Annotated in this window: 19 protein-coding genes and 1 pseudogene; 8 read left to right on the forward strand and 12 right to left on the reverse strand. The window is 64.4% G+C overall.

The window, feature by feature from the left end; genetic code table 11:
• Window positions 1–44 precede the first annotated feature (44 nt).
• From ACZY0X_RS05835 to ACZY0X_RS05845, 3 genes are all read right to left on the reverse strand, one after another.
• Window positions 45–602, reverse strand: coding sequence for a Dps family protein (locus ACZY0X_RS05835; protein ID WP_463768635.1), 558 nt, complete (start codon window positions 600–602; stop codon window positions 45–47).
• A gap of 68 nt (window positions 603–670) precedes the next feature.
• On the reverse strand, window positions 671–1,588 hold the full coding sequence (locus ACZY0X_RS05840) for a DNA-3-methyladenine glycosylase family protein (protein WP_463768636.1): 918 nt from the start codon (window positions 1,586–1,588) through the stop codon (window positions 671–673).
• Between the two features lie 28 nt (window positions 1,589–1,616).
• On the reverse strand, window positions 1,617–1,991 hold the full coding sequence (locus tag ACZY0X_RS05845; RefSeq protein ID WP_463768637.1) for a DUF427 domain-containing protein: 375 nt from the start codon (window positions 1,989–1,991) through the stop codon (window positions 1,617–1,619).
• A gap of 72 nt (window positions 1,992–2,063) precedes the next feature.
• Between ACZY0X_RS05845 and ACZY0X_RS05850 the strand changes: the two genes are divergently transcribed.
• On the forward strand, window positions 2,064–2,555 hold the full coding sequence (locus ACZY0X_RS05850; RefSeq protein ID WP_463768638.1) for an SRPBCC family protein: 492 nt from the start codon (window positions 2,064–2,066) through the stop codon (window positions 2,553–2,555).
• A gap of 28 nt (window positions 2,556–2,583) precedes the next feature.
• On the forward strand, window positions 2,584–3,051 hold the full coding sequence (locus ACZY0X_RS05855; RefSeq protein ID WP_463768639.1) for an SRPBCC family protein: 468 nt from the start codon (window positions 2,584–2,586) through the stop codon (window positions 3,049–3,051).
• Window positions 3,052–3,066: 15 nt separating this feature from the next.
• Here the strand turns inward: ACZY0X_RS05855 and ACZY0X_RS05860 are convergent, their stop codons facing one another.
• Window positions 3,067–4,452 (reverse strand): NAD(P)/FAD-dependent oxidoreductase, encoded by a 1,386-nt coding sequence (locus tag ACZY0X_RS05860; protein ID WP_463768640.1) that lies wholly within the window; start codon window positions 4,450–4,452, stop codon window positions 3,067–3,069.
• A 40-nt stretch (window positions 4,453–4,492) separates the two neighbouring features.
• Between ACZY0X_RS05860 and ACZY0X_RS05865 the strand changes: the two genes are divergently transcribed.
• The 3 genes from ACZY0X_RS05865 to ACZY0X_RS05875 all read left to right on the forward strand — a co-directional run bounded on the left by ACZY0X_RS05865 (window position 4,493) and on the right by ACZY0X_RS05875 (window position 7,365).
• Complete coding sequence (locus tag ACZY0X_RS05865; RefSeq protein ID WP_463768641.1) at window positions 4,493–5,146, forward strand: enoyl-CoA hydratase-related protein; 654 nt, start codon at window positions 4,493–4,495, stop codon at window positions 5,144–5,146.
• A 258-nt stretch (window positions 5,147–5,404) separates the two neighbouring features.
• The gene (locus ACZY0X_RS05870; protein WP_463768642.1) at window positions 5,405–6,940 is read left to right on the forward strand and encodes a GNAT family N-acetyltransferase; all 1,536 of its coding nucleotides are present in this window, start codon (window positions 5,405–5,407) and stop codon (window positions 6,938–6,940) included.
• Entirely contained in the window at window positions 6,910–7,365 is a 456-nt protein-coding gene (locus ACZY0X_RS05875) for an ASCH domain-containing protein (RefSeq protein WP_463768643.1), read from the forward strand. Before ACZY0X_RS05870 ends, ACZY0X_RS05875 begins: the two co-directional genes overlap by 31 nt.
• A 95-nt stretch (window positions 7,366–7,460) precedes the next feature.
• Here ACZY0X_RS05875 and ACZY0X_RS05880 read toward each other — a convergent pair whose 3' ends face one another.
• The 6 genes and pseudogenes from ACZY0X_RS05880 to ACZY0X_RS05905 form a co-directional block, all read right to left on the reverse strand.
• On the reverse strand, window positions 7,461–7,883 hold the full coding sequence (locus ACZY0X_RS05880) for a hypothetical protein (protein ID WP_463768644.1): 423 nt from the start codon (window positions 7,881–7,883) through the stop codon (window positions 7,461–7,463).
• On the reverse strand, window positions 7,876–8,481 hold the full coding sequence (locus ACZY0X_RS05885) for a hypothetical protein (protein ID WP_463768645.1): 606 nt from the start codon (window positions 8,479–8,481) through the stop codon (window positions 7,876–7,878). The genes ACZY0X_RS05880 and ACZY0X_RS05885 overlap by 8 nt, the downstream gene beginning before the upstream one ends.
• 964 nt (window positions 8,482–9,445) lie before the next feature.
• A pseudogene (locus ACZY0X_RS05890) lies at window positions 9,446–9,550 on the reverse strand (hypothetical protein); the annotation flags it as partial.
• A 1,068-nt stretch (window positions 9,551–10,618) separates the two neighbouring features.
• The gene (locus tag ACZY0X_RS05895; protein ID WP_463768646.1) at window positions 10,619–11,449 is read right to left on the reverse strand and encodes a class I SAM-dependent methyltransferase; all 831 of its coding nucleotides are present in this window, start codon (window positions 11,447–11,449) and stop codon (window positions 10,619–10,621) included.
• Window positions 11,450–11,512: 63 nt separating this feature from the next.
• Window positions 11,513–12,565 carry an NAD-dependent epimerase/dehydratase family protein gene (locus ACZY0X_RS05900; RefSeq protein ID WP_463768647.1) on the reverse strand — a complete coding sequence of 351 codons (1,053 nt, stop codon included), beginning with the start codon at window positions 12,563–12,565 and terminating at the stop codon, window positions 11,513–11,515.
• Window positions 12,562–13,068 carry a nuclear transport factor 2 family protein gene (locus ACZY0X_RS05905; RefSeq protein ID WP_463768648.1) on the reverse strand — a complete coding sequence of 169 codons (507 nt, stop codon included), beginning with the start codon at window positions 13,066–13,068 and terminating at the stop codon, window positions 12,562–12,564. The genes ACZY0X_RS05900 and ACZY0X_RS05905 overlap by 4 nt, the downstream gene beginning before the upstream one ends.
• Window positions 13,069–13,171: 103 nt before the next feature.
• On the opposite strand from ACZY0X_RS05905, the gene msrB reads away from it, so the two are divergent.
• Window positions 13,172–13,630 (forward strand): peptide-methionine (R)-S-oxide reductase MsrB, encoded by a 459-nt coding sequence (gene msrB, locus ACZY0X_RS05910; RefSeq protein WP_463768649.1) that lies wholly within the window; start codon window positions 13,172–13,174, stop codon window positions 13,628–13,630.
• Window positions 13,627–14,142 (forward strand): peptide-methionine (S)-S-oxide reductase MsrA, encoded by a 516-nt coding sequence (gene msrA / locus ACZY0X_RS05915; RefSeq protein WP_463768650.1) that lies wholly within the window; start codon window positions 13,627–13,629, stop codon window positions 14,140–14,142. The genes msrB and msrA overlap by 4 nt, the downstream gene beginning before the upstream one ends.
• 9 nt (window positions 14,143–14,151) lie before the next feature.
• On the opposite strand, the gene ACZY0X_RS05920 is transcribed toward msrA, so the two are convergent.
• Window positions 14,152–15,492 (reverse strand): cytochrome P450, encoded by a 1,341-nt coding sequence (locus tag ACZY0X_RS05920; protein WP_463768651.1) that lies wholly within the window; start codon window positions 15,490–15,492, stop codon window positions 14,152–14,154.
• Between the two features lie 98 nt (window positions 15,493–15,590).
• Between ACZY0X_RS05920 and ACZY0X_RS05925 the strand changes: the two genes are divergently transcribed.
• A complete protein-coding gene (locus ACZY0X_RS05925) occupies window positions 15,591–16,205 on the forward strand; it encodes a TetR/AcrR family transcriptional regulator (protein WP_463768652.1) in 615 nt (204 codons plus the stop codon).
• Here ACZY0X_RS05925 and ACZY0X_RS05930 read toward each other — a convergent pair.
• Window positions 16,192–16,761 (reverse strand): TetR/AcrR family transcriptional regulator, encoded by a 570-nt coding sequence (locus ACZY0X_RS05930; RefSeq protein WP_241401809.1) that lies wholly within the window; start codon window positions 16,759–16,761, stop codon window positions 16,192–16,194. The two genes, ACZY0X_RS05925 and ACZY0X_RS05930, sit on opposite strands and share 14 nt — an antisense overlap.
• Window positions 16,762–16,766: the final 5 nt, after the last annotated feature.

The following is a 16,766-nucleotide window of genomic DNA, read 5'->3' on the forward strand; positions in this document are numbered from 1 at the left end:
AGTCGGACCCGCACCCATGTGGTGCGGGTCCGATCCCCGGCTGACTACTTAACCGGAGCCTTCTTCTTGGCGTTCTGCGCGGCCTTCTTCTCGGTGGTCGCGCCCTGGCTGGACAGCTGACCCCCGGAGTTCTCCAGGTGCGCACGAACGAACCACTGAAACTTCTCCAGTTCGCCGACCTGACCGATCACCAAGTCTTGAGAGACGAGATCAAGATCGTCGAGCGTGTCGATCGCCTTGCGGGCGTCCTCGATCACGCCGGTGTACACCAGATCCAGCGCGGCAAGATGGGCCTGCACGGTGTCCCGGCCGACCGAGTAGTCGTCCCAAGTGCGATCCTTCAAGATCGCGCCTGGCGTGCCCTTCGGCGACGCGCCCAGCGCCGCAATCCGCTCGGCGGCGTCGTCGGCGTAGCCGCGCACCAGCTCGACCTGCGGATCGATCATCTCGTGCACGCCGATGAAGTTCGGGCCAACTACATTCCAGTGCACGTGTTTGAGCGTGAGGTGCAGGTCATTGTAGGTGCTGAGCAGCTTCTGCAGCAGTTCAGCGACCTCGCGGCCGGCCTTGTCGGATAGGCCCGGAAGCGTGAATTCAGCCATAGTTGGACTCCTTTGGTCTTGACGTCCTAGGAGTCCTACCCGCGACTTGCAGGGGCTAATCCCCGCCGTCAGAGACTGCGCAGATCCGGGATCGCCATGCGCGCGCCGTAGCGTGGATTACGCGCCATGCCACTGACTTCGAGGAGACGCACGGCCCGATGCCGGTGCGGCCGTAGCGGTTCCAGCAGCTCCAGCATCTCGGCATCGTCGATGCGGTGGCCCAGCAGGGTGCAGCCGACCACGTTCGACAGGTTGTAGTCGCCGACCGACAGGGCGTCGGCGTCGCCCCACGCGCGTTGGGCGGTCTCGGCGGCGGTCCACTCGCCCACCCCGGGTAGCGATTGCAACGCCTCCCTCGCGCCGGCGCTGGGGCGCGCCGTCAACCGTTCCAGGGACGCGGCCCGCTGCGCGCACGACACCAGCGTCCGGGCGCGTCCGGGATCGACGTTGGCGAGGTGGAACTCCCAGGACGGGATGCGCCGCCACACGTCGGCGGCAGGCGGCACGCGCATCCGGGCCGGGGCGGGCCCGGGTGCGAGTGTGCCGAACTTCGTGACCAGCAGGCGCCATGCGCGAAACGCGTCCTTACCTGCGACGCGTTGTTCCAGGACGGCGGGCAGCAGGGCCTCAAGCACGCGTTCTGTGCGCCCAAGCCGAAGGTGCGGCACACGCCGATAGGCGGCGGCGATCGTCGGTTCCCGCGGCGCGAATCCGGCCGCGTCGTCGTGGGCACCGAGGAAGGTGGGCAGGCCGTCGACGAATTCGGCCGCGCCGTCACCCCAGGCCTCACACTCGACGGTGTCGCGCCCGGTCTTGAGAATGCGGGCGCTCACCGGGCCGCTGGTCTGCAGGCTGGTCTTCCAGATCGCGCCGTCGGCCAGTTGGTAGCACGGGTCACCGGGGCCGCGTCGCAGTGGCGAAAGGGTCAGCGCCGGACTCGCAGGGCCTGAGAACGCCACAGTCCTGCGCAGCGGTTCAGCGTCCACCCCACCATCCTGGCCTATGTCGCCAGGACTAGCTCGAAACTACGATGTCGGCCTTGTCGGCGTAGAACGCGACGTGACCTGCGATCGCGGCGACGGCCGGGTAGGGCTGCTCGTAGGTCCAGATGGCGTCGGCGACCGTGGTCTGGCCGTTGGTGACGTCGTAGTAGTTGGCCTCACCCTTGTATGGGCAGTAGGTGGTGGTTTCGCTGCGCCGCAGGAAGTGTTCGGCGACGTCCGCGAGCGGAATGTACTGAACGGCGGGGTAGGTGGATTCCTGCAGTGTCAGCGCGTCGTCGGTTTCGGCGACGACGTCACCGTGCACCCGTACGACGACGTGTCGGGCGGTCGGCGTGACGGTTATCGGATGTTCGGCGGTGGGCTCTAGAACGGGTCGATCGGTCATGTTGATGCCAACGTACTCAGCAGGGTGTGAGATTCCTTTCTCACCTGAATGCCTCATCGCTACGATCGCCCCGTGAGCGAACCCGGTCCAGCGTCGGCCCAAGCTTCTGTGACGATCACTGCCAGCTGCGGCGACGTATATGCCCTGATCACCGATCTCCCGACCATGTCGACACTGACCGCGGAGACCAACGCCATGGAATGGCATCGGGGTGACTCCGCCCAACCCGGCGCGGTGTTCAAGGGCCACAACAACAATGGCGGCAAGGAGTGGACGACCGAGTGCACGGTCACCCATGCCGAACCTGGCCGAGTGTTCGCCTTCGACGTCGTGTACGCCGTCGACGCCGAGAGCCCCGTCATCTCGGTCTCGCACTGGCGTTACGACATCGCACCCGTCGACGGTGGCTGCAGTGTCACCGAGCAGACCTGGGACCGCCGACCGGACTGGTTCCGCAAGCCCGCGGAGCAGGCCACCGGCGTCCACGATCGAACCTCCGCCAACGCCGAGCACATCAAGCTGACCCTGGATCGCCTCAAGGCGAAGGCCGAAGCCGGGGCCTGACGCTCCGATCCCTCGATACGATCGCCGAATGACACCACTCGGCCCTTCCTCCGCCCAGGCCTCGATGACCATTGCCGCCGCGCCCGAGGCGGTGTACGCGCTGATCACGGACCTTCCGACCATGGCGGCTCTAGCCGAGGAGACCGACGCGATGGAGTGGCATCAGGGCGCTAGCGCCACACCGGGTGCGGTGTTCAAGGGTCACAACAGCAACGGTGGCCGGAAGTGGACCACGATGTGCACGGTGACGCATGCCGAGCCAGGCAGGACGTTCGGGTTCGACGTGAAGAGCCTCGTCATCCCCGTGGCGCACTGGCGCTACGACATCGCACCGGCCGAGGGCGGCTGCACCGTCACCGAGCAGACGTGGGACCGGCGCCCCGGCTGGTTCCGCAAGGTGGCCGGGTTGGCCACCGGCGTCAGCGACCGCGAATCCGCCAATGCCCAGCACATCCGGCTGACGCTGGAGCGCCTGAAGGCCAAGGCCGAAGCCTGATTTACACGGCCTGATTCATGGCCTTCCAGTGATGACGTCGGCGACCCGCGCGATCGGCGAGGTGGTGGCGCGGCCGCCGGCCTCGTGCCGGTCGGCGAGCTTGTAGGCGATGTAGAGGCCCCGCACTCCCAGCCAGCGCAACGGCTCGGGCTCCCAGTTGCGCGAGACGTGGCCGACCCAGGGAAGTTCGGTCAGCGGGGTTGCCTGCTCGAGCACCAGGTCAGCCAGGGTGCGGCCGGCCAGGTTGGTCGCCGTCACGCCGTGGCCGACGTAGCCGCCGGCCCAGCCCAGCCCGCTGGCCCGGTCCAGGGCGACCCCGGCCTCCCAGTCCCGCGGCACGGCGAGCACGCCACACCACCCGTGCGCGATCGGGACATCGCGGACCTGGGGCAGGACGTCATGTAGCACCTGAGACAAGTGGCGGATGGTGCGCGCGGGCACCCGACCGTCGACGTCGGTACGCGACGCGTAGCGGTAGGGCACGCTGCGGCCACCGATGGCGATGCGGTCGTCGACGGTGCGCTGGGCGTAGAAGAAGCCGTGCGCGGTGTCACCGACGGTCTCACGGCCGTTCCAGCCGATCGACTCCCACCGCTCGGCGCTGATGGGCTCGGTGGCGATCATCGAACTGTTCATCGGCAGCCAGCGTCGACGCAGACCGCGCAGCCCAGGAGTGAATCCCTCGGTGGCGCGCAACACGATCTGCGCGCTGACCGTGCCGAGCGGCGTGGTCGCGCGGCCCGCCGCGATCTCCGTGACGGGCGAGCGCTCGTAGATCTGCACGCCGAGACGTTCGACGGCTTCGGCCAGACCCGTCGCGAGGTGGGCGGGCTGGATCCGTGCACAGTGCGGCGTGTGGTAGGCCGAGATCACGTTGGCGAATCGAATGCGTTGCGCCGCTTCGGCTGTCGTCAACGGTTCGATACCGTCGACCCCCCACTTGCGCTCCTCCGCGATCGCATCGGCAAGCCGGGTGGCCTGCGCGCGGTTGCGGGCGATCTCGAGGGAGCCGCCCTTCACGATGCCCGCGTCGATACCCTCACGCTCGGCCACCGAGGCCACCTCGTCGACGGCGTCGTTGAGTGCGCGCTGCCAGGCGACGACGCCGTCGCGGCCGTACTGCTTGGCCATCGCGTTACGGTCTCCCGGCACGAGGCCCGACAGCCACCCACCGTTTCGGCCCGAGGCCCCGAAGCCCGCGAAGCGCGCCTCGAGGACGACGACGCGCAGACTCGGGTCAGCCCTCTTGAGGTAGTAGGCCGTCCACAGACCGGTGTAACCCGCCCCGACGATGCAGACGTCGGCGTCGAGGTTCCCCGGCAGAGATTGACGTGGTGTCGGCAGCCGGTCGAACCAGTGGGAGACGAGACCGTTCTTCGCTGTGGGCTCATGAGTTGGCACGAACCAATTCTGTCAGCCGCCGTGGTGGTCTAATCGGCACATGACCGCTCTCCAGCGCCGCGACGCCGTGTACGTGTTGACCCTCGGTGATGACGAGAACCGGTTCCACCCCGACCGCGTGGCGGCGATCAATGCCGCGCTCGACGAGGTGGAGGCCGCGCCCGGTCCCAAGGCCGTCGTCACGACGGGTGTTGGAAAGTTTTACTCCAACGGCCTGGACCTGGCCTTCATGGCGGAGAACCCCGATGCGGCCGAGGCGAACCTGCGGGAGGTGCACGCGCTGTTCGTCCGGGTACTGACGTTCCCGGCCCCGATGGTTGCCGCCCTGCAGGGGCACGCGTTCGCCGCCGGCGCCATGCTCGCGCTGGCACATGACCTGTCGATCATGCGATCCGACCGCGGCTACTTCTGCCTGCCCGAGGTCGATCTCGGCATCCCGTTCACCCCGGGTATGAACGCATTGATCCGGGCGCGCCTGCCCATCGCCACCGCGCACGAGGCAATGACGACGGCGCGGCGCTACGGCGGCGACGAGGCCCACGACGCGGGCATCGTGATGGGCGTCGGCACCGAATTCGAGATCCTCGACATCGCCGTGGCCCGCGCCGCCGAGCGTGCGGCCAAGGCCGGCCCCACCATGGGCGCGATCAAGGCCGGGCTCTACGCCGAGGTGGTCGCAGCGCTCGCCAGCTAGAACGGCGGATTCATATGGTCAAGACAACATCCATCGCACCCGACGCCGCCCGCTGTGGCAATCCGAATGCACGGGCGTCAACGGCGCGGTACGCCCATCGATACCCGTACTCGTCGAGCGTCTCGGTGAGGTGTCTCATGACGATGGACATCACCGACCGTCGAGCCATCGCCTTTGCCCTGGTTACATCGTCGTCAGCAGCGACGCGCTAAGCGTGTCAGACGTTAGGGTTTGCCGGTTCACCGTGATAATGGCCGAGTGACGGATGGGGGTGGCGATGCGGCTGGTGCGCCGTCGCTGATCCGCTTCCTGCTGGACACCAACGCGTTGATCGCGCTGGAGCCGTTCGACGGCCAGATGGAAGCGGGGATGGGCCCGGCCGCCGCGTTCATGCGTCTGGCGATGAAGCAACGGCATCACATCTTCGTCCACCCAGCTAGTCGCGACGAGCTGGCGGGCGGCAAGGACGCGGCCCGCGTGAAGCAGCGCATGGCGGAGATCGACAAGTTCGATATGTTGGCCGAGTCGCCGATCCACTCGTCCATCGACAACGAGCTAGGTCCGGTTGAGCCGGACAGTAACGATCACCGAGACCGACGCATCTTGGCGTCCTTGCACTCAAACTCGGTCAACTTCCTCGTTAGCGACGACGGCCGGCTCCGCAAGAGAGCTAGGCGGGTCGGCGTGGGCATGCGTGTCCTCACACTGGCGGACGCAGTGGCGATGTTGGAGGGTTTCGAGCCCACAGCCATACCTCCCCCTCCTCAGGTCGCTAACGTGCCTTCGTATGCGCTCGACGTCGAGCAAGAAATCTTCGTCAGCATCCGTGGAGACTACGATGACTTTGATGACTGGATCACCAAAGTTCAAGGGGATTCTACGAATCGCGAGTGCTTCGTCGTAAAGAAGGACGACGGCACGTACGCCGCAATCGCTATCCTCAAAATTCGCGAAGATGATTGCGAGTACGACTTTACTCAACCAGTCACTAAGATATCTACTTTCAAAGTGGCAGAGGACTTTTCGGGCAACCGCTACGGAGAGCTTCTACTAAAGGCTGTTCTCCAGTCGCACCATGATCACCGTGTCGGCAGTGCGTACGTGGAGGTGTGGGACCATCATCAGCCTCTGATCGACTTCCTCGGTCAATTCGGCTATCTCGACGCCGGTCAATCGCCGAAAGGTGAAATTGCGCTTGTCAAGTCATTCGGGCCGCGCGACGAAGCGTTGAGTCCACTGGACTATCACATCCGGTACGGGCCTCCTGCCGTGTCAGCCGCCGCCTCGGCGTTTGTCATACCCATCCGGAATCATTGGCACAACCAACTATTCCCAGAATGTGCGATGTCTGGGCCGAGAGGCCAGCTGATCTTTCCCGACTTAGCTGGCGAGCCCATCCGGCCCTGGGGCAACGCACTCCGAAAGGCATACTTGTGCAACGCTTCAACCAATAGCATAGAGCCAGGAGACATCATCCTCTTTTACCGGTCCGGAGGATTCAAAACGGTGGAAGTCGTGGGCATTGCGGAGGAGACACATCGAACCGCATCGGCAGAAGAGGTAATGAACATGGTTGGTGGCCGCACCGTGTACAGCGCGGAAGATGTTGAACTGCTCGCGCAACATCCATCTCAGGTGCTCGTCGTCCTCTTTCGTCGGGATTGGGTCATCGATCCACCTTGGACTTTGGGTGAGTTGCAAGCCAACGCCGTTTTGAAGGCACCGCCGCAGACTGTTCAACAGGTGAAGGAGGCTGGTACGCAATGGGTTCACCGGCAACTGGCCGACAGGTAGTGATGTCGGTACATCCGCAGTATGCGGAGGCGATCATGGACGGCCGCAAAAAGGTCGAGTTCCGCAAGCGCCCCCTGGCGGACGACGTCACGGTGGTATGGGTATACGCAACGGCACCGGTACAGCGGATCGTCGGATACTTCGAAGTTGGCCCGAGCGTTACCGCCGCTCCCAAGGTTCTGTGGCGACAGTTCAGACGTGTGGGTTGCATCGACCGAACCGACTTCGACCGCTACTACGCAACGAGCGCCATCGGTGCAGGAATCCAGATCAGGAGTGCAACGCGTCTTGCAACGCCGATTCTCATCAGGAATCTGCTTCCGTCAGGTGTTCCACCTCAGAGCTTCGCGTACGTCGGTCCTAACGGCGTCGATGTCAACACTTCCTCTTGTCCGCTGGCCGTCGAATCGGAGATCATTCAGTAGGGCAGGTCGCTCAGCTCTGCAGGTCGCGGTTACAGCGGGTGGGCTCTTGATCTCTCAGTTGCTGGTCGCTTGCGGCACCCCGTGGAGTAAGGGCGTCAATCTCGTAGTTCCCTTACCTCATCGCCAACTCTGACACTAACGACGACGGCGGCGGCAGGCTTCCGCGATGGGCTGGGCTGATTCGCGATGCGCTGGCGACCGAAAATGCTGCCTGCACCAGAATCGAGAATGTCACGAACGTCGACGCCAGACATGCCATCTAGCGGAGTCACGATCTTGTACGTCTCAGCCAACGAGTACTGAGGGAAAACTTCGGCGACCTTCAGGCGAAGCTTCTCGCCCATGCGCGGGCCGAGATCCGCTCCCGTCTTTGGATGTCTAACGCGCTGGCCTACCTCTCCGATGACGGCGAAGATCATCCCTACCTCTACACCGTCGTCACTTCCGACGCTAATGATGACCGAGTAGCGATCTTCCACATCAGCGACGACCCCAGTAATAACCGGCTTGTCAGCCATTGGTCGGACCTCCTCGAGCGACGTCTCCCGCCGGGGCCCCCGTTGCTGTAGTGATCACTGGTCCTCCCGCGGCCGCGCTAGAGAGTTGCGCGACGACTGTTACCTCCTGACGTCTGCCTTTCTTCTCTTCATCTAGTTCGAATTTCTTGGTGGCTCTCTCGACCGCCGCAGCTGAAAGGCTTTCCCACTCTCGTAGCGACTGGTGTGCGTTACGCAGAGTGCCGGAAGTGATTGCAACTGCTGTTGATACTGCGACTAGGGCCTTAGCAGGCTTGCTCTCGTTGAGTCTATTGGATGCTTCGGCAAGCTGATCCTCGATGTCGTATACGCCTTGAAGCATGACATTGGTTGCGTAGGCTGCGTTCTCCACATCTCTTTGGATCTGCTTGTACGCGTCTCGCCGGTGATAAAAGTCGGCAGACCAGAAGCTAAAGGCTGCGACAAGGACAGGTGTCACAACGTTCCGAAGAAAATCCTGAAGTTCGGCCCCGGCCCGAAAACCACCAAAAATGCTGAGCAGCGATGCCGCGCCAAGAAAGATGCCGAGTGCGATATACATAGCGGACTGCTTCTGCGGGTGCGGCTCTGTGTCTTCCATCCTGTGGTCTTTCCGTTTGCGGCCCGGTGTTGCAACCTTGTAGCTAGGTATCCTAACTTCCGCGGCGAACGCCTAGGATCCGCCTCGTATTAAGGGGCAGCGATCCAGTGAACGAGGCGTCGTCGCCGCTTCTGCGTGAGGGTGCGGAAACCCCGTCCTCACTCTCCCAAAGACCAACGGCCGCAACGCTAATTCGTGGCTGTACGGGTTGAGGACATTTTCACAGGAGGAAATGTACCAATTTGTATCGGTCGCAGCGATGGAGTCTTTTCGGCTGAGACTTAGCCAACCTGTACTTGCGCCGTTCGCTGGCCCTCACCGCTATCGTTTTCGGTGCCTACTCCATACCGTCGCTCATCCGAAACAACCCTTGGGACGTTGCCCAAGGTAGGCCGCCGCTGCCATCGCCTGACGTGGAGGAGCCTCCGGTTAGATCGACACCCTGGGGTCGTCGCAACCGTCGCATCGAACGGGGCCCTTAATGAGCTGGGTATCGACTACTTCTCCAGCCTCAATGTCGTCTACCACCATGAGATGGACCGTCCCGCCACAGTTCTGGCACGGGCGAGTCGTTTCGCGCGGTGCTCCCGCTATCCCCATCCTGCGTTCCTCTCCTCGGCCTGATCGTCGCGAGCAAGTCTTCCTTGAATTCGGTCCCATTGCTTCGCTTTTCTGCACATTGACGAAGACTCATTGAGCCGATTCCTGTCTCCATGCCCGCTGCCGCTCGTCCGACGTCCTAGAAGCCACCATCGGATTGCAAGACCGCGCGATTGACAATGGGCGCGCCTCGCAATGATTACCGTGCCGCCAGAAAATGTGATCCCGAGGAGGTCAAAGGGCGACCACACTGCGATAGCAAGCTGCACAAACTGGGTGGCACTATGGGCACCTACTTAGCTAGGTCGAGTTGGGCTGACGTGGGCTTGCGTCAGACGGCCAAGGTGTACCTCAGAAAGGTCGCGGTGCCATCGGGCAACTGTCGGTCGCACCAACCCGCGTGCCCGCTCCAGAATGTCTTGAGCAAGTGATGGCATCGACTCGTCGAAGAACATTTCAAGTTGCGCGGGCGCCCTCCTATTCAACTGGTACGGCTAATATTCCGATTACGACGTCATGCTCGAGAGCCGGGTCAACGCTCAGGTGCATGCCAGCTCGGTGATTCTCCCGTCACATGGATTCCACGGACGGAGGGGGCGATCGTGACCCAGGAGCGAGCCGAGTGAATCGATCGTCGGCTTCCACAGGTTCACCCAGTTTCTACTGGGGCCAATCAGGAAAGCGAGTTCGAGCTTGACGGGCCGTATGAGATCGCGGCGGCGGTAGCGGTGGCGGTTTGGATCTGTACCTGTGCGGCGTGAGCATCCCACGACGCTGTCGTTGTCACGTGCAATACGCCAGTCGGCGCCGCGGGCATCATTCGGGCGGCTTCGATCCGCATGGAAGACTGCTCGCCGTGCTGCTTCATGCAGCACACCGACACCAGGCGGTCATCCTCGAGGCTAGAGGCTTTGCACAGTTGTTGAGGTCCCTTTTGTCGAGGAGTTCCTGATCTCGCGACAGGGCTACATCGAGTGGGAGTGTCCACGGGCCGTTGATCGCCGCGGTGTCAATCAGATCTTCGGTGTCGTCGAGGAATGCCCGCAGTGCAACCTGATTCGCGTGATCGGCTTTGTACATGGACCACAGCCGTGGGGCGACTCTCAGCTGATGGTTGTCGCGTTCAGTGCGGGCGTGCCAGAGCACGCAGACAAAGTTGCACATCCTCGGCCTAGCTTCGGCGCTATAACGCATACGGTGCCAGAGGCAGCGCGACGAAAAGTAATACGCTGCCCACACTCTGGGCTGGCGATTGGGACCGAGTCAGCTGCAAACGTTTCCAGCATGGTTGGGATCTTCAAGTCGTTGGTCTTGAAAAAATCTGTACAGCGTCGCGATGTCCACAATCCTTTCGCGCGCCAGCTCGGAACAAAACCCGGACGGACCCGCTAACTGTCAACTGGCTGAAGTATGTGTCGGAGAGTCGAGCTGCAGGCAAGTTAGGAACCGCACTTCGATATCTGTGCGCGCAACAACGCGCTGGCCAGGCTCGATCTTGACCGAACTGGGGTGAGGATCTGGCCTTGGAACGCAATGTCTATCCCACCGGACCAAACGCGTAGCGGTGAAACTGCGCCATGGTTCGCACGCCGGGGATCCGGTTCATCACAGCCGCCATCACCCGGTAGGCACCGGGCAGCGTGCCGAAGACCTCCGACTCGAACACGGGCACCCACGCCAGCAGCCTGGTGCCCGGCACCTGATCGAGGATGTCCGCCGGCCCGTTGATACCCCAGTACAGCGTCGAACCTGACCGCCGCACCACCGGATTGCTCCACTGCGACTTGATGCCGAGCGTGTTGAACGCGTCGAATTGCAGTTCCCCGGAGGGGAATCGGTTGACGACGCGACGAAGCAGCGCGATGCCCTCGTCGCGGGTGAGGTACATGGTGAGGCCCTCGCCGAGGACCAGCGTCGGGCGATCGTCGGGCACCTCGGCGAGGTAGGCCGCGTAGGTGACGGAGCTGGCGAGCACGTGATAGTGCTCCCGAGTCGGGTAGAGCTGGGTTCGCAGCGCAGCCACGTCGGGATAGTCGACGTCGAACCACTCGACGTCGGGGCCGGGATTGACGCGGAAGTAGCGACTGTCCAACCCGCAGCCCAGGTGGATCACCGTGGCACGGGGATGAGCGGCAAGGAACTGCCGAGTCCAGATGTCGAAGTGCGCCGAGCGCGAACTCACCGACGGTGAGTTGCGCGGCGTCATCGACGTCCGCGACCAGTCGTAGTCGATGCGATCCACGACATCCCTGGCCCAGGTGTCGTGCAGCACCGAGTTGGGCAGATCGGCGTCCAGGGCCTTGGCGTACAACGTGGCCAGCATGGTCTGCGGCGATCCGGACAGGTCGACGCGCAGCTTGTCCGTCATGGTGTTCAGGCTAGGCGGGTCCTGCGCACACGCCCAGCACCTGAACGACGCACCGCGCGTCGTTCAGCCGGCCTGCTTGCTCTTGCGCCTGCTGTCGCGCAGCCCCGCCCAGAACGTCGCGGCCTCGCGGATCGACTCTTCGACCGGCCTTGGCTGCCAACCCAGTTCACGCTTCGCCTTGCTGCAGTCGACCGGCGCCTCGGCGCGCATCAACCGCAGCGAGTTGATCGACAGCTGCTCGTCGGTGCCCTTGAATCGGCCCTTGGCGCTACCGAGGGCCGCCATCGCGTAGGACACCGGCAGCGGTACCGACTTGGTCGGGGCAGGCATTCCGGCGGCCTCTGCGGCGATGCGCACAACGTCGGCGTTGGTGATCATCCGGTCCGAGATCAGGTATCGCTCGCCGACGCGGCCCTTGTCGGCGGCCAGAATCATCGCGCGGGCGGCGTCGTCGACGCCGACGGCCTCGAGCTCGATACCGCTCATCACGAACGGCAGCTTGCCGAACGCGGCGCCGGCGATGATCGCGCCGTGCGGGGTTCGGCCCCAGTCGCCCGCACCGTATGTGGTCGACACGCACATGGCGACGGCGGGCAGGCCCCGCTCGCGGGCGTACTGCAGCACCAGGTTCTCCGCCTGCACGCGCGAGCGGACATACGCGGTGAGCCGCTTGTCGTTGACGTCGGCGATGACATCGGCCTCGGTGGACGTGCGCCCGCGCCTGCGGCCGACGGTGGCATAGCTGCTGGTGAAGACGAAGCGCCGCAGGCTGGCCGCGATGGCGGGCTCGACGGCGATCTCGAGCACGTTGCGGGTGCCCTCGACGTTGGTGCGAAACAGCGGTGCCGGGTCACGCAGCCAGCCCCGCGTGTCGACCACGCAGTAGTAGACGACGTCGACGCCGGTCATGGCCTCGCGCAGCACGTCGTCGTTCCAGATGTCGCCGACAAAGCGCGTCACCTCGAGGTCATCGATGCCGATGGTGGTGGCGCCCTCGCGCACCATGACGCGCACGTTCTGGCCGTCGGCGACGAGCTGGCGCGTGACGTGGCTGCCGAGATAGCCGTTGGCCCCGATGACCAGGCTCGTCGTACTCCCGGACTCGTTGGCAGTCACAGTGCGCGCCCCACCTGCCGCATCCACTTCTCGGCCTCCTCGGGCAGCGTGCCGAGCTCATTGGCCTTCCTGCACCACTTCGCCGCCGCAGAGACGAACCGAAGGGGGTTGTAGACGTCCTCCTGACGGCTCCACTTGCCGTCACCCGCGTAGGTGAGGATCGACAGGTTGGTGGCGGTGATGATCGTGCCGTCGCCGGGATCGCGCATGGGGTTGTCGAGTTCGCAGATGATGCGCCCGGTGGCCTCGTCGATCACCGACCACAGCGACGGGAACGACGTCATGTAGCTGCCGGGGAAGCTCTCCATGGTCTGCCAGATCCACGGACGCACCTGTTCGCGGCCGCGCATGGTGCCTGCGGCGTGCTCGACGTAGACCACGTCCTCGGTGTACTGGTCAACCCACGGATCCCAGTTTCTGGTCTGCGCGGCACGATCGACTGTGTTCTCGAATTCGACGAACGCCGAGGCGAGTTCGTCACGACTGAAGGTGTTGCCCGTCACACCCAGAACTAGAACACGTTCTACCGGAGTTTGTCGAGGGGCTGCGCGCGGAACTTCTCAGGGACACCTGTGGTTATACGAGTGCCGACCCAAGGAGGTCACAGTGGAGAAGGTCTACAACAAGAACCCCGCGGCCGTGAGCGCGCTCTCCCCCGAGCAGTACCAGGTCACCCAGGAGAACGGCACCGAGCGACCGTTCACCGGTGAGTACTGGGACAACCACGCCGCGGGCCTCTATGTCGACGTGGTGTCGGGCGAGCCGTTGTTCGCCTCGACCGACAAGTTCGACAGCGGATCGGGCTGGCCGAGTTTCACCAAACCGATCGAGTCCGCGAACGTCATCCAGAAGCGCGACTTCAGTCATCTGATGCTGCGCACCGAGGTCCGGTCCACGCACGGTGACAGCCACCTCGGCCACGTCTTCAAGGACGGTCCGGCGCAGGCGGGTGGCTTGCGCTACTGCATCAACTCGGCTTCGCTGAGATTCATCGCGCTCGAGGACCTCGAGGCGCAGGGCTACGGCGAATATGTGTCGCTGTTCAATGAGGAGGCGCAGGCATGACGACCACACAGACCGCGGTACTCGCCGGTGGATGCTTCTGGGGCATGCAGGATCTGATCCGCAAGCAGCCAGGCGTGGTGAGCACCCGCGTCGGCTACACCGGTGGCCGCAATGACCACCCGACGTACCGCAATCACCCCGGTCACGCCGAGGCCATCGAGATCGAATACGACCCGGCCCAGACCGACTACCGGGCGATTCTGGAGTTCTTCTTCCAGATCCACGATCCGAGCACCAAGGACCGCCAGGGCAACGACGTGGGGTCCAGCTACCGGTCGGCGATCTTCTATCTCGACGACGAGCAGAAGCGTGTCGCCGAGGACACCATCGCCGACGTCGACGCCTCGGGGCTATGGCCAGGCAAGGTGGTCACCGAAGTGACACCGGCCGTTGACTTCTGGGAGGCCGAGCCGGAGCATCAGGACTACCTGGAGCACTACCCCAACGGCTACACGTGCCACTTCCCGCGGCCGGGCTGGAAGCTGCCGAGGCGCGAAACCGCGTCGCAGTAAGCGGACGGTTCAGCCCAGCGGGGTGACCCGACGGCGCACCGTCAGGCGCCCACCGGACTTCGGCGTGTAGGCGACGCCGCGGGAGTGCGGTTTCTCGTCCGGTGCCGTGGTGGTCTCGATGGCGAAGTGACGCAACACCGTTCGCAGCACGACGTCCATCTCGACGTTCGCGAAGACCGCACCAACACAACGCCTGGTACCACCGCCGTACGGCATGAAGGCGAGCATCGACGGCTTGTTGTCGACGAAGCGCTGCGGATCGAACCGGTCGGCCTTGGCGAAGTCCTGCTCCCGGTGTTGCACCTTGTTGATCGCCACCGTGACCGAATAACCCTGCGGGACAACCCACTCGCCGAGCTGCACGGTGGGCGCGTACACGTGCCGTCCGGCGAAGTCGATGACGGTGCGCACGCGCTGAGTCTCCAGAATGGTGGCCTGGCGGTACTCGTTGTCACCGGTGGCCGCCTCGGCCTCCAGCGCGGCGAGCACCTCGGGATGGCGGCTGATGCGCTCGAAAACCCAGGCCAGGGTGGAGCCGGTGGTCTCGTGGCCTGCGGCAAGCAACGTCAGCAGTTCGTCGGCGATATCGCGCCGCGACATCGCCGAGCCGTCCTCGTAGGTACTGCGCAGCAGCAGGGCCAGCACGTCGTCGCGGGTGTCGAAGTTGGGATCGGCCGTCACATCATCGATCAGCCGGTCGACGACCTCGTCGTACTGGCGGCGGTACTCGGCCAGTCGACCCCACGGGGTCAGGCGACCGTAGGTGCGCGACGGCACCGGCAGCACGGCCAACCGGGAGCCCAGCGTGACCCACGGCGGAATGATCCGTCGCAGTTCGTCGAGCCGTTCCCCATCGGCGCCGAAGACGGCCCGCAGGATGGTGTTCAGCGTGATCCGCATCATCGGCTCGAGGGTCTCGAACTGCTCGCCCTCGGGCCACGACGCCGTCTCGCGCAGCGTCTCCTCCTCGAAGATTCGCTCATAGTTCTTGATGCTCTTGCCGTGGAAGGGCGGGGTCAGAAGCTTGCGTCGACGACGGTGCTCGGTGCGGTCGAGGGCGAACACCGAACCGGAGCCCAGCACCCGGCTGAGATTGGGCTGGATGTTGCCGACATCGTCTGTGTTGGCGGTGAAGAGCTGCTTGGCGACGGCTGGGTCGGCGACCACGACGGAGCGCCCGAACACCGGCAGCGTCATCGTGACGACGTCACCGTACTTGCGCGTCATCCGCTCGATGGTCCACGTCCGCGAGACCGCGTAGGCCAGGCCCTGGACGAACTTGGGTAGCCGCGGACCGGGCGGCAGGTTGATGACGGCAGTGGATGCCTCGTTGATGGTCGCTTGGCTCACGCGAATCTCCAACCAGTCGCGGTACTGCGCTGTACCGAAGGTGTGTGAGGTACGGTACCGCCTGGTACCGCACATTCGCAAGGGTTGGAGGTGACGACATGGCGGCCTCTCTGATGGAGCCCGACCCGACGAACACCCAGGGCTTCCGAAACCGACTCCTCGACGGCCTGATCTCCTCGATCGAGCACCGCGGCTACCGCGACACCACCGTCGCCGACATCGTCCGCGGCGCCAAAACCTCCAAGCGCACCTTCTACAGCGAGTTCGCCAGCAAGGAGGAGTGCTTCGTCGAACTGCTGCGGACCAACAACGACGAACTCATCGTCGACATCCGCACGGCGGTGAATCCCGAGGCCGACTGGCATGTCCAGATCAACTCTGCGACAACCGCATACGTCGACCACATCTCATCTCGGCCCGCCATCACGCTGAGCTGGATCCGGGAGGCGCCCGCGTTGGGCGCCGCAGCGCTTCCCCTGCACCGCGCCGCGATGGGCAGCCTCGTTGACATGCTCGTCGACCTGACCGACAGTCCCGGTTTCCGCCGCGCCGACCTCGAACCGATCTCGCGCCCGTTGGCGCTGATCCTGTTGGGCGGCCTGCGCGAGCTGACGGCGCTGACCGTCGAGACCGGCAACGATCCACAGCAGATTCTCGAGCCCGCCGTCACCGCGGCGACGGCGATCCTGGGGCCGCGCGTCAGCCCAGCATGAGGCGGGCGGACTTCTCGAGCCGCTGTGCGATGTCGGCGTAGGACGCGTATCCCATGCCTGCCCGCACCAGGGCACCCGAGTAGAGCATCTCCAGCGAGTCGATCACGTCGGGATCGGTGTCCGGGGCCAGCGCTGCCGCCAGCCGGTCGCGGATGTCGCGGCCGATCCGCTGGCGCAACGCCTCGACATCCGGATCGCGGCCCAGCAGCGCGGTCGTGACCGCGCCGGCGAACTCCGGCTCGTCGGCCATCAGCAACGCGATGTGACTCAGCACGTCAACCACGCGGGATGCCGCGTCCTCGGAGTCGTGCGGAACGGGCGGGGACGAGACGAGCCGTCGCCAGAAGACCTCGGCGACGAGGTGTTCCTTGGATGAGAAGTACGTGTACGCGGTGGCGGCACCGACGCCCGCCTCGGCGGCCACGCGCCGGACCGTCAGACCCGTGAAACCCTCGCGCTTGAGCAGCTCGACCGCGGCCTTACCCAGGCGATCGACAGTGTCGGCCTGCTTGGCGGTCAGTCGGCGCCGAGTCGACTCCAAAGCCGGATCGGACACGTGTC

It is taken from the genome of Mycobacterium sp. IDUB_39 (genome assembly GCF_055419205.1).

Bases quoted from the DNA above. Each gene is read 5' to 3' on its own strand.
- ACZY0X_RS05925 (WP_463768652.1), top strand. From the start codon at position 15,591: ATGGCGGCCTCTCTGATGGAGCCCGACCCGACGAACACCCAGGGCTTC.
- ACZY0X_RS05875 (WP_463768643.1), top strand. From the start codon at position 6,910: ATGGGTTCACCGGCAACTGGCCGACAGGTAGTGATGTCGGTACATCCG.
- ACZY0X_RS05865 (WP_463768641.1), top strand. From the start codon at position 4,493: ATGACCGCTCTCCAGCGCCGCGACGCCGTGTACGTGTTGACCCTCGGT.
- ACZY0X_RS05895 (WP_463768646.1), bottom strand. From the start codon at position 11,449: ATGACGGACAAGCTGCGCGTCGACCTGTCCGGATCGCCGCAGACCATG.
- ACZY0X_RS05880 (WP_463768644.1), bottom strand. From the start codon at position 7,883: ATGGCTGACAAGCCGGTTATTACTGGGGTCGTCGCTGATGTGGAAGAT.
- msrA (WP_463768650.1), top strand. From the start codon at position 13,627: ATGACGACCACACAGACCGCGGTACTCGCCGGTGGATGCTTCTGGGGC.
- ACZY0X_RS05835 (WP_463768635.1), bottom strand. From the start codon at position 602: ATGGCTGAATTCACGCTTCCGGGCCTATCCGACAAGGCCGGCCGCGAG.
- ACZY0X_RS05845 (WP_463768637.1), bottom strand. From the start codon at position 1,991: ATGACCGATCGACCCGTTCTAGAGCCCACCGCCGAACATCCGATAACC.
- ACZY0X_RS05855 (WP_463768639.1), top strand. From the start codon at position 2,584: ATGACACCACTCGGCCCTTCCTCCGCCCAGGCCTCGATGACCATTGCC.
- ACZY0X_RS05885 (WP_463768645.1), bottom strand. From the start codon at position 8,481: ATGGAAGACACAGAGCCGCACCCGCAGAAGCAGTCCGCTATGTATATC.